The sequence below is a fragment of the Barnesiella sp. WM24 genome, assembly GCF_004570975.1.
Classification (GTDB): domain Bacteria; phylum Bacteroidota; class Bacteroidia; order Bacteroidales; family Muribaculaceae; genus Muribaculum.
Window position 1 is genome coordinate 19,369 of sequence record NZ_SPPC01000013.1, and the last position, 12,752, is coordinate 32,120.

Genomic DNA, 12,752 nt, shown 5'->3' on the forward strand with positions numbered 1-12,752 from the left:
CCATCAACTCATTCATAGTCATAGCTTGGAAAAGCAAATTGCCGCCGTACAGTAATATCGCATTTGGCTGTATTCCGAAAATGTTGTAATTTTGCAGTAAATTCGGAATAGGAATGAGCAACGACAAATACATACAACGAGATTCTTATCTCAAAAAGCTGATTATCAGAAAAGACAACGGTGAAGTAAAAATTATAACCGGCCCCCGCCGGTGTGGCAAATCTTGGCTATTAAGTCATATATACCGGGATTATCTCACCGATCAAAGAGTACCCTCTGAAAATATCATTGCTTTGGACTTTGACAAGGATGACGACAAATATGATTTCGACATTCTTGATCCAAAAGCTGTAAAGAATCATATCTACTCACAGATAACGAGCGATACCGAGAACTACTATATCTTTCTTGACGAGATACAGGAACTTGAAAATTTTGAGCGACTTGTAAACGGTCTTAACGGTCACGACAATATAGATGTGTATGTGACCGGAAGCAACTCCCGTTTCCTGTCAAAAGACATACGGACTATATTCCGTGGCAGGGGTGATGAAATCAGGGTGTTCCCTTTGTCATTCAGGGAGTTCTATCAGGCATTACACTATGACGTTCGTGAAGCATGGAAAGTGTACTCAACTTTTGGTGGAATGCCGCGTCTTATCCACTACACTGATGATGAGCAGAAGATAAATTATCTTCAGAACTTGTGGGACAAGACTTATATTGATGATGTGGTAGAGAGAAACAAAGTAAGAAATGAACTTGCCGTTTCTCGACTTGCCACCTCGTTATGTAGTTCCATTGGCTCGCTTACCAATCCGGCACGCATAGCCAATACCCTCGAATCGGTGCAAAAGATGAAGATTGATTCCAAAACAGTATCGTCTTATATTGACTATCTTGAAAATGCCTTCCTGTTTGAAAGCGCGGAGAGATACGATGTCAAGGGCAGGCGTTATTATGAAACCAATAAGAAATACTACTGCATCGATATCGGTCTGAGAAACGCAAGGTTGAATTTTCGTCAGCAGGAGCCGACGCATATAATGGAGAATGTTCTATATAACCATCTGCGTGTTCTCGGTTATCTTGTTGATGTGGGCATAGTGGAAAGTCGTGAAATGAAAGACGGCAAAATGTCATATTCGCAGCGCGAAATAGACTTCATCGCTAACAAAGGAAGCCGGAAGTATTATATTCAGTCCGCTTACTCGATACCGTCCGAAGAAAAGCGAGAGCAGGAACTCGCATCTCTCCTGAAGATATCCGATTCATTCAAGAAGATTGTGGTTGTAGGCGACGAGATAATGCCTTATACCGATGACAATGGTATATACTTCACAGGCTTATTTGATTTCCTGTTGAAAGATGAATGGCTATAATGCAGCCAACAAATTTTAATAGGCATAATTAGGAATAACGCCTGAAAAACACTAATTTTGTATTGCCCTAATGGAATAATGGGTAAGAACATTGAAATAATGCCGTGTGCAATTCGTGAACAACGGAAAGTGTGGCATTACAATATTCTGAATACTACTTAGTTACAACGATAAACCTCGGCTTCTCCGGGGTCACTAGACAAAGCATCAAAATGCAGAAAACCTCTGAAATCCAGACGATTTCGGAGGTTTTTCGTTATCCCCAATCGGCGTTTCTACGCAGAATATTGAAGTGGCGGGGTGTCCCAAAAGGGTACATCGCCAGCAGGAGCGGAGATTGTACCCTCGCAAGAGTTCTGAAAGCTATCGTTCAAGAGTTTACACCGTTTCCAGACCTCTCAGATTATAGTGTCGAACCAGCCTTTGAGGGTACATCTTTTTCATCGGATACCCGATTGTACCCTCGAATACTCGTACTGATGTGTTTTTCAAATCGTTGCCTTGAAGTTTGCAAAACTGAGAATTTTTTTGTAACTTTAATGTAACACTAAACCACATCAAAGTATGAAGAATCAGCAATTCTTTAATGCGACCTTTATCGCACGAAAGGCGCGGGTGCTACGCAACGGCGAGGTGCCGATTATCCTGCGTATCTCAATCGCGGGTCAACGTGCGGAACTGAACATCAACCGGACTGTCAAACCCGATATGTGGGTTGCGGCAAAGGGTATGTCCAAAGGCAAAAGCCGAGCCGACATCGAACTTAACCGATATCTTGAAACCGTCAGGGCAAAGCTCCTTGCAATCCACACCCAAATGGTGGCAGAAGGAGCACTAATCAATCCGGACACTATGAAAAAACGCTTTCTCGGCGTTGACGAAAAAGTAAAAATCCGGATGTTTCTTGAAACTTTCCGCGAAAACAATGAGAAATATCGTAAGCGGCTGGAACTTGGCGACATCTCAGAGGGCACCGTTCTTCGCTGGGAGCGTTGTGTAACCTATCTAAAAGAATACCTCAAATCGCACAAGAAGGCCGAGGACATTCCCTTGCGTGATGTGACGCTCCCTCTGATTGACGATTTCGAGCTTTGGCTACGCACAGAGAAGAGGTGCGGGCACAACTGCGCGATTCGCTACATAAGCACCATAAGGAGCGTTATACGCGATGCAGTCAACTATAAATGGCTTGACGTCGATCCGTTCTACGGCAAGACCTATTCAAAAAAGAAGACCAATCGCGAGCATCTTAGCGAAGCGGAACTCAATGCAATCATGTCGCTCGACCTCAAAGTGCTCCCACGACTGGAGGCCGTGCGTGATTTGTTTGTGTTCTGCTGCTTCACCGGACTGGCATTCTCTGACGTATCAACACTTACCGCAGACAAGATTGTGACCGATGCCGACGGCGAACTCTGGATACGGAAGCACCGAGAGAAGACTGACGAACTCAGTTCGATACCACTGTTGGAAATCCCACGCCAGATTATCGAAAAATATTCCGACCACAAGAAAATAATCGGCACAGACAGACTGCTGCCCGTATTATCGAACCAACGATGCAACGGCTACCTGAAGGAAATCGCCGACCTTGCGGGTATCACCAAAAAGCTGACAACGCACGTCGCGCGCCACACTTTCGCCTGCCTTTCGCTTGACAACCATGTGTCGATAGAAACCATCTCGAAGATGCTCGGTCACTCGAATATAAAAACCACGCAGACCTACGCGAAAATGCAGGACAAGACCATTTCGGAGGATATGGTTAAAATGCGCCGCAAATTTGATGGTATAGTTATGGCATGACCGGATTATCGTACATTTAATTGTTAAAAATTCAGTTTCTCAAATCGGACATACTTGGACATAGCCGGACATATTCGGACAAAATGCTGAAATGCGGAATTATGAATCACCTGACGATTTGAAAAACTGGATTTTTATTTGTATATTTAAGTAAGGATTGACAATCTTGCCTGCCTTCAAGGAGTTCAAACCACTGTTGATATCCCGGAACAACCATTGAACTGCAAGTATGATTTTCAGTCAGTCATGAGAACACGAATATTATTGAAAGGCACATCTATTCATAGACAGATTTGTATCCTTCCTTACAGTTCAACTTATAGATATGGAAATGGAACTGCTTAATGAACGATAATGATATTGTCTTAAAGATTGATTTACCTACAATATTCTATATTGTTTGATTGACAAATCTATTTATCTATAGTTCAAGGCTTCATGACCTCATAACCTCAGGGCTATAGAGACATAGCTAACTACTTGGCTTCCACTATTAAAACAGAGATTAAAAATGAGCGACACATTTAGTTATCCAATCAGATTTGTTCCAGCCTTCCGGGCAAAGGAGGAGGAACGCTATCTCTGGCAACAATCGTGTGCCGAAACAGATGCCTACCATAGTATCTGAAGTATCTGACTTTGATTGGTTAGACTGTTTCAGCATTGCGAACCGCAGGATTTGCCGCCAAAGGGCGGCAACCACCGTAATGATAATGGAGGGGGAGCGAGTTTAGGCTAAGGTAATACCTAAGCCAATCGAGTACCTCGCCATCCCCCTCCATCATCACCCCAACCCACTTTATCCACTTAATCATTATAGCCATTTATGAGAAAGCAACTCGATTCACTCCCGCTGTCGGGATACAATAAGACGGACATCCTGGATATCCGCAATATAGTAAGGAGTATTAAGTTCTCCTGCAACGACCTCACTGCCGTGCGAGAACGAATGAGGAAAGCCGGTTATACCAGCATCTCCACATTCGGGCGAGACTGCATACTGAATACAGCAATCATCGAGCGTGTCTCCAGTGAACAGATGGCCACTCTCAACGAACTTATTCGCGAAAGAAACAATCTCAACCAGATTGCGAGAGCCTGTAATGCCGGACGATGCTGGAGCGTGGCTAATGAGGCATCGGCTCTAATCCGAAAATTGGATGCGGCAATCAGTCTGTTCAACGAAAATAAGCCCTAAAATATGATTGGCAAAATTAGTCACGGCAATTCTTTTAGCGATTGTCTGGATTACCTTACCCGCGTGAAACAGGACAGGCAACCGCCGGAAAAGCGAGTATGGAATATTATAGACAGCGACGGTGTAAGACTTAACATCGGCGAAGACGGTTGGCGTAAGATGGCAGCATCGGATGTGGAAAGGCCAACGCTCACAAGGTCTAAAATCAAAGACCCGTGCGGACACATTTCACTCGGTTTTTCTCCGAATGACAGCAACCGAATGACCGATGATTTCATGCTAAGAATTGCGCATGAATATATGGAGAAGATGGACATAACTGACACGCCGTATATCATCGTCAGGCATACGGATAAGGAACACCCACACTGTCATATCATGTTCAGTCGTGTCAACTACAATGGCAAAATCATCAAGCCTGTCACCAACCTATATCGCAACAAAGCGGTCTGCGCCGATATCACTAAGCGACATAATCTGACCATGGGGACAGACAGTCTTAGTCTCGACACCTCAAAACTTCGGGGGGCGGAACGCAGCCGCGTGGAGATTATCCAAGCTGCTACCGAAGTGTTGCGTGATGTTACTATCACCGACTGGCCTATGTTCAGAAAAGCCCTTGCTCGACGGGGTATCATCGCCAATGCTCTTTTCAGCGGAGAGGGCGATGAAAGAAAACTGAAGACCATCATCTATAAGAAAGGCCGTCATTCTTTCGTCGCTTCAAAAATCGGGAAGAGTTTCACTCCGTCTGCATTGGTTCGCGAGTTCAAATTCCGCAGTGAGCAAGCAGAACAGCAGAAAATGGCTAACACACCCGACCCAGCCAATAGATGGGTTCATATTGACGGAACTCCGATCGCCCCGACAGAATTCGGAGGAATTCAAATCACTCCCGAACAGCAGCAAGATTACATCAAGGGAAGGACAATCCGCGTAAACGACGCATACATCTGGTTTGACTACGAGACAAAGCAGCCGCAAGTGTCGCGGTTCAATCCCGATATGTTCTCCGACCGTGGATGTGGATTGCCTTTATCACCCGGAGCCGACCCAGAATATGCGGCATTTTACGGCGACCTGTCGGAACAGTTCCGGCAGGAGTTCCGACGCTTCCGTAAGCGTCACCCATCGCTGACCAACTCCGAGGCAATGCAGCTGTTCAAGGCTAATTACGGAAATTTCCGACATATAGGTCACCGACTGTAACTTTGCTTCCCAACATAAGGCAAAATGATTTATCATGATAATTGATACACTTGACAATGGCATTGAAAGTATTGTGTACATTTCAAAGATAGCTATTTATGGTAACTTTTTTAGTCGTAAATTGAATAACTTTGCTCTCATTAACAAACTCTACAATGGTATCAAATAAAGAAACCGAGTATTGCCAAAGTTGTGGTATACCATTAGGCCTTGAGGGTATTTCAGAATATGGTACAAATTCTGATAATACACTCAATCAGGAATTTTGTTCCTGTTGCTTAAAGGGCGGCCAATATCTTTTTGATTTCTCTAAGGAATACCTTATTTATCTTTGGGGACTTTTTCCAAATGCTTATAATCAAATTGCTGGTACTTATTACACAAGTGACGAACTGAGAGATGTGTTATTCGACAGATTATCTCAGTTAAAGCGATGGAAACAAAAAATAAACACCGCTCATGTACATTATTACCATATTATAAAAATTCAAGAATACATAAATCGGCATTTATTTGAGGACTTAAATTCCAACAATTTATCAAATATCGCCTGTATGTCGAGATACCACTTTCGCAGAGTATTTAAGGATGTTGTAGGTGAAAATGTCGGAGATTATATTCAAAGATTAAGGTTGGAATATATTGCTTTTAAGCTTATTTCAACAGACAAGAAAGTGTCAGAACTGCTTGAACATATAAATTTCCAAAATAAACACACTTTATCAAGAGCGTTTAAGAAATATTTCAAAATGTCCATTCCAATTTTCAGAAAGACATATTCAAATATAGCCCATGAAAACAAAACGATAAAACTCCCTGATTATTCAATCAAGAGGCTTGATGGGATTAAAGTTGCATATTTGAAATTTGAACGGACGCATTGGAATAAGGATGCATATTCTATCTTGTGGAGACAGATCATAGAATTTGCGACAAAACACCACCTGATCGATAAGGGCTTCAAATATATTAGTATAAGTTTAGACAGCCTTGATATTACAGAGATAAGCAAATGTAGATTCTTAATAGGGGTAACAGTTCCTATTTCAATGGAGATCCCTAAGGGCTTTGGAACTTTTGATATACAGTCTGGGCTATACTCGGTATTCACTATCAATGGTTCTTACAATGAATTAAACCAGATATATCGTTATATTTATCTTGATTGGCTCTCCAGCAGCAAGTATCGACTAAAAAGTCAAATGACATTTGAAATATACCCTGATACTCCAGATAGAACCAACATAAACAACTTGACAACAGAAATTTATATACCGATTGAAACAAAATGAAAGATGAAATAATTCAGTTTTTAGAAGATCATATATTTGGCAAATTATTGATTACAAGCACTCTCTATAAATTGGAGAATAACACTTTGGAAGGCGTATATAACGACAAAATGACATTCTCAAATTTAGTGAGAACTAACTCTGGCTTCAAGTTTGACATGACAACTGTAACCCAAGAATTGGTTTACAAGTTAAATAGTAGCGGAGCAAGAACCTCTATAGTCAAAAATTACACAGGAACCAGTGTGTTTCGATATGAGTTGGCCATGCGAAAAAGCACAAATCAACTCACTGGCTATATGCGCTGTATTTCTACAACAGTTCAAGATTCCACAATGGACGCAATTGTTTGTGGGATATTTGATGTTTCTTTTGACGGAAAAGAGCTGAAATGGCAGGAACACCAATTGCTATACAGAGATAATCCTATCGAAGAAAATCTGTATAAGCCCGTGGCTTTTAATTCTAAGATTCGCTTTTATCTTAGTGAAGGGAAAGCCGTATTTGAGTATTTACCAACACTGTGGGACATATCTCCTGATACTTTGGAAAAAAGATTGTCTAAAGATGATTATCCTCCATATATATCAAAGGAACAGTAACTAAATGATGCGGCAGATACTCATAATTGACGACAACGTATCGGATTCCAACGAGATAAAGCGACTTTTAGCCGGGTTTGGTTCGGAGATTTATCAGTCATTGCGGATAGGCATGGCAAAAGAAGATCTGATGAAATTTGATAGAGGCGATATCGTAATCTGTGATTTCAAACTGCCTGACGGCAATGCAATTGAGCTAATGGAATGGCTAGACCGAAAGGATGTCGGGTGTAGTGTATTTGTGATAACTGATGTCGAAACAGTTGCTGATGCTGTTGCATCATTCCGTGCAGGGGCAAAGGACTACATCAATAAGCGTCTTATCCGCGAACTGCTTATACCGAAAATCAAGACCTTAATTGGTAGAGATAACGATGACAACTTCCCATTATTGTTTTCTCGCAAAAGCGACGGATGCCTGCGAGCGTACAGTGCCGCCCACATAGTGGCACCCACAAACCTTAATGTGTTGATTGTCGGGGAAAGTGGTGTAGGGAAAGAGCCGTTAGCGCAGGAGATTTACGACGTAAGCGCGAAAAGCAACAAACCTTGTGTATTGCTTGACTGCGGAACTCTCCACTATCTGCCATTAAATCATAATCCCAAACAGCCAATGACACTGCTGGATGCAGTGACGGCGCAGTTTCGTAAGGCTCAGGGCGGAACGGTGATACTTGACAATGTGCAACTGCTGTCGCAGGATATGCAGTCGATAGTTCTACATATTCTGGCAAACAGCAAGCACGACACTCGGATTATAGCTACCGCAACACCAGATATTACCGAAATGGTGGTTGAAGGGAGTTTTCTCTCGGCGTTGTTCTACAAAATTAAGGAATTCACAATAACGCTTCCGCCTTTGTGCGAGTGTCAGGATGACATCCCGCTGCTTGCCGATTTCTATTTACGGCATTACAACACCGAATTTGGCAAAAACGTAAAGCGGTTTGATAACTCCGCACAAAAAGAGATGCGCCTACATTCATGGCCCGGCAATATCCGTGAACTTAAACACGTTGTTCGAGTGGCAGTACTGAAAACACGTGGCGATATCATCACAAAGAATAATCTTGAACTTGACACACCGGCAAGCCTTGTGAAAATGAACTTTCGTTTGGATGACACCAGCTTCGAAAAAGCAAAAATCACCGCAGCAATAGCCCATACCGGCGGCAACATGGCACAAGCCGCCAGACTACTCGGCATCACAGAGAAAACGCTCTTGATCAAACGGAAAAAGCATGGACTGAAATAATGTACCACTTCTTAGGTGGTATATTGCGATGCAAGTGGTATGCTCATATTATATTCAGATAAGAGCCTCACAAAACACGAAAAAGGTTATATCTATACAACCTTTTCAGAATTTATTATTAACTTTGTACGGATGTAACACGAATTCCGTATGAAGTATCTCAATATAAAGAAGGCACTTGCCGCTTGGCAGAATATACAGCCACTAACAGAGAAAGACAAGGAGAGGCTTAGCCGTCGTTTTACTGTTGATTTTAACTACAATAGCAACCATATCGAGGGTAACACCTTGACTTATGGGCAGACGGAAATACTGTTGCTGTTCGGCAAGGTAATCGGCGAGGCCGATGTGCGCGATGTTGAGGAGATGACAGCAAGTAATGTCGGTCTGCGTATGATGACGGAAGAAGCTGCGGTTAAGGATATACCATTGACACAGAATTTCATACGGACATTGCACAAAACCCTTTTACGCGAAGATTACACAGTCTATCGTAATTTGCCGGGTGGCGTACAGACAAGCTATGTTATACACGCAGGGCAATATAAGACACGCCCCAATAGCGTAATCACAAGATATGGTGACAGATTCGAGTACGCTTCACCTGAGGAAACACCCGGACTTATGGCAGACTTAGTCGACTGGTACAATACAGCTGAGCAGGAGGGAAAACTTTCTCCCGTTGAGCTTGCTGCATTATTCCACTATCGCTATATCCGCATACATCCCTTTGAAGATGGCAACGGACGTATCGCCAGACTGATGGTGAATTATATTCTTACCCGACACAACTACCCGATGATTGTAGTACGCAGCCGCAAGAAAAGCGAATATCTCGAAGCGCTCCATCAGGCAGATCTCGAAGTAGGTCCAGTGCCGAGCGACGGCGCCCACGCAGACATCAAGGATATACGCCCGTTTCTAAAGTATTTCAACGAACTGGTCGCGACAGAGGTGTATAACGATGTATTGTTTGTAAGTGAAAAAGATGAGAATGTCTGGTGGTATGATGGAGAACGGATTGCTTTCCGCACGCCCAACTATACTAAAATCCTGAATGCTATGCGCACCCGGCCGACACTGACACTTGCAGACATGCAGGAAGAAACCGGCATCAGCATTACCGCCATCCAAAAATTGCTTGACAAACTCATTTCAAAAAAATATGTTGAGCGCGGCGAGAAAGAAGGAAGCTGGCGAGTGTTCCTGACGCAATAATATCAAGGAATTGTTTACTTAATTATCTGCTAAAGATTGTAGTCCTGAACCACTTTTTGTTGTACTTTTGTAATAAGTATAGAAAGATTCTTATTTTGATATTTATATAATGAATATATCATTCTCCCAATATATCTCTGAGATTGATTTTCTCAGTTATTTTGATAAAGAAATTCTGCCTAAAAAAGGTGGAGGTAGGGATCATATGTCTCCATCATCTTATCGCAAGACCTTTATCAATGAAATAAATTGGTTGAAAGAGAAATGTATATTGGGAGAATATAAATTTTCTCCTTATCAAGAAAAATTAATTTTAAAAGGAAAAGGTAGATTACCTCGTGTACTTTCGATTCCAATTGTCCGCGATCGTTTCGTCCTTTCAATGCTAAACGACTACTTAACAGAGGTAATAGGATTAAAATACGAAGCTCCGAATAGGTATATATATTATATCATCAAGTATCTTCAAGAAAATCAGCATACATCTATTCGCTTTTTTAAAACAGATTTAGCGTCCTTCTATGACAATATAAATCATTCTGTTTTAATTAGACAGCTATCCAATAAAGTCGAAGGCTCTGTATTAAAACTAATTTTGAATGCAATCACAACTCCTACTATATCCAATTCAACTGACACAAATCAGATTAACACAAAAGGTGTCCCACAAGGATTATCCATCTCAAACATATTGGCGGCAACATATATGGAAGAATGCCACAATGCAATGAAGAGTTCTTTTGACAGAGGACTCTTTTTAAGGTATGTTGATGACATTCTGGTATTAACATCGGATACTATTGATATAAAAAGCATAATAACTAATCAGATTTCGCGTTTTAATCTTGGATTAGAGTTGACAGAGGGAAAAACAAAGTCCGGTCAAATATCAGAAGATAGCTTTGATTATATTGGCTACCAAATAACCTCAAGCAAAATCTCTATCAAAAAATCAAATCGTGACAAATTCACCGATCGCATTGTCAGGCGTTGCTTTCAAGCCAAGCTGCAATATTCTGACGCTCTACTACGACCACGATTTATCAAAAATGATGATGAATTTTGTGAATATACCGAGGCTGATTTAAATTTGATGATTTCAGGCTTTAGAGTTGCCAATCATAATTATGGTTGGATTGCATACTTTCAGCAGATTACGGATTTATCAATTCTTTACCAGATTGATGCATTAATAAAAAAATCTATCGGAAGAGAATTATTTGAGAAACTTAGAATAAATTCGATTGTGCGTACATACTTTGATATTAAACACAATGATGGACGCTCAATATTAGTCGACTTCGATAAAATTTCCAATAGAGGAGAGCGAATAGCTTATCTTAAAAAGTTTGGCTATTATAAAAAAACAGAATCGGAAGACATTTCAGATGAAGATGTAAATAGACGATTCAGTAAGATGTTACAAGACTTTGTTAGAAAAAGTGAAATTGACATTCGAGAGTTATCATAATCACAAGAAGGAAGGGATGGCTGCATATGCAGGACTGGCATTTGTCAGTATTGGTAAGACTATCCTTTTTCATAAGGACATTTGGCCGTTTATACGGAATCGTTTCGCGTTTTAATTTTATTCCCTTCCTTCTTTTTAAATACAACAAAATATGAATGAAATGCTAAATAAAATGGCTGAAAGATGTTGGAAAACAGCCATAGCCCGCTTCGAATCTGCAAGACGGATGAAACGTTGTCATAATGCATCTACACTATGCATTGCAATGGTATCGTTGGAGATAATTGTAATAAACTTGTTGATATTCATAAAACAGCTTGAATTAAACGAGGTCATTATTACGATTACTACTGTTGGACTGTCAATGTTTGTACTTGTTCTGTCGCTGATTGTTTCGCATCTAAAATATGAAAAACGAGAAGAGCAATATCACGAATGCGGATTAGAACTTTCAAATTTAGAAAGGGATATCAAAATCTATCTTACCTGTGGCACTGAAATCTCGCATGAAACATTGAAATATTATAATGATCAGTACAATTCCATTCTTCAAAAATGGAATTTAAATCATTCTGACACTGACTTTGAGTGGGCAATTTATAAGAATGGCAAGTTACACAAAGAAACTCCAGAAAATGTTAATTGGAGAAGGAATACATTTTTAGAAGTAAAATGGCATATTCTAAGATCGGATAGTATTTACCATCTTATTACAGCGTTGGGTTTTATAGCCATCATTCTTATAATTGCATATAGCCGACCTGTATAAATCCCCACAAAAGACTCTAAAAATCGATCTGTATAAACTCGGAATTTGCAGATATATAAGAATATATCGACTAATGATACGATATCAAAATGTAATGAATTTTCTAACATACAAAATTTTAATATCAATATTTGACAGATACTCATATAGTTTTACTATCTTTGCAGTAGAGTTTTTGCAGCGGCAAGGCAACAGATTATTGAAAATCGCAGAAGCAGAGAGGTGTCCCAAGAGGGTACGGTCTGCATTTTGGCTAAGATAAACGTATTGAACCCCAGTGAGTTGGCAAAATATTCAAAGCCTCTCCGGGGTCACAATCAAAAATGGCAAAACGCCGAAAAGCACTGAAATCACTTGATTTTCAGCGCTTTTTCTTTTTACCAAAATCGAGGAACACTGAAAAATATTACGGTCGGCTGTGAGTGATGTGTGAGTGGTCACAATTGTGAGCGATTCCACTCACAGTTGATTATTCTTGACTGTGAGCTGACTGAAGCACACGATGTTACCATCATATACCAGTTCACAAAGTGGGGTTTTGATGTTTGAC

General features: G+C 40.9%; 10 protein-coding genes. All 10 read left to right on the forward strand.

Annotation, left to right across the window (positions count from 1 at the left end):
* Window positions 1–113: 113 nt before the first annotated feature.
* Entirely contained in the window at window positions 114–1,382 is a 1,269-nt protein-coding gene (locus E4T81_RS13170; RefSeq protein WP_135045328.1) for an ATP-binding protein, read from the forward strand.
* 564 nt (window positions 1,383–1,946) lie between these two features.
* Window positions 1,947–3,188 (forward strand): site-specific integrase, encoded by a 1,242-nt coding sequence (locus tag E4T81_RS13175; protein WP_135045330.1) that lies wholly within the window; start codon window positions 1,947–1,949, stop codon window positions 3,186–3,188.
* Window positions 3,189–4,014: 826 nt separating this feature from the next.
* Window positions 4,015–4,386, forward strand: coding sequence for a plasmid mobilization relaxosome protein MobC (gene mobC / locus E4T81_RS13180; protein WP_135045333.1), 372 nt, complete (start codon window positions 4,015–4,017; stop codon window positions 4,384–4,386).
* A 3-nt stretch (window positions 4,387–4,389) separates the two neighbouring features.
* On the forward strand, window positions 4,390–5,595 hold the full coding sequence (locus tag E4T81_RS13185; protein WP_135045335.1) for a relaxase/mobilization nuclease domain-containing protein: 1,206 nt from the start codon (window positions 4,390–4,392) through the stop codon (window positions 5,593–5,595).
* 155 nt (window positions 5,596–5,750) lie between these two features.
* Window positions 5,751–6,887, forward strand: a complete 1,137-nt coding sequence (locus E4T81_RS13190) for a GyrI-like domain-containing protein (protein WP_135045337.1) — start codon at window positions 5,751–5,753, stop codon at window positions 6,885–6,887.
* Complete coding sequence (locus E4T81_RS13195) at window positions 6,884–7,489, forward strand: hypothetical protein (protein ID WP_135045339.1); 606 nt, start codon at window positions 6,884–6,886, stop codon at window positions 7,487–7,489. Before E4T81_RS13190 ends, E4T81_RS13195 begins: the two co-directional genes overlap by 4 nt.
* Window positions 7,490–7,493: 4 nt before the next feature.
* Window positions 7,494–8,744, forward strand: coding sequence for a sigma-54 dependent transcriptional regulator (locus E4T81_RS13200; protein WP_135045341.1), 1,251 nt, complete (start codon window positions 7,494–7,496; stop codon window positions 8,742–8,744).
* Window positions 8,745–8,894: 150 nt separating this feature from the next.
* On the forward strand, window positions 8,895–9,962 hold the full coding sequence (locus tag E4T81_RS13205; RefSeq protein WP_135045343.1) for a Fic family protein: 1,068 nt from the start codon (window positions 8,895–8,897) through the stop codon (window positions 9,960–9,962).
* Between the two features lie 109 nt (window positions 9,963–10,071).
* Entirely contained in the window at window positions 10,072–11,433 is a 1,362-nt protein-coding gene (locus tag E4T81_RS13210) for a reverse transcriptase domain-containing protein (RefSeq protein WP_135045345.1), read from the forward strand.
* Window positions 11,434–11,584: 151 nt separating this feature from the next.
* Complete coding sequence (locus tag E4T81_RS13215) at window positions 11,585–12,202, forward strand: SLATT domain-containing protein (RefSeq protein ID WP_135045347.1); 618 nt, start codon at window positions 11,585–11,587, stop codon at window positions 12,200–12,202.
* The last annotated feature ends 550 nt before the right edge of the window (window positions 12,203–12,752 follow it).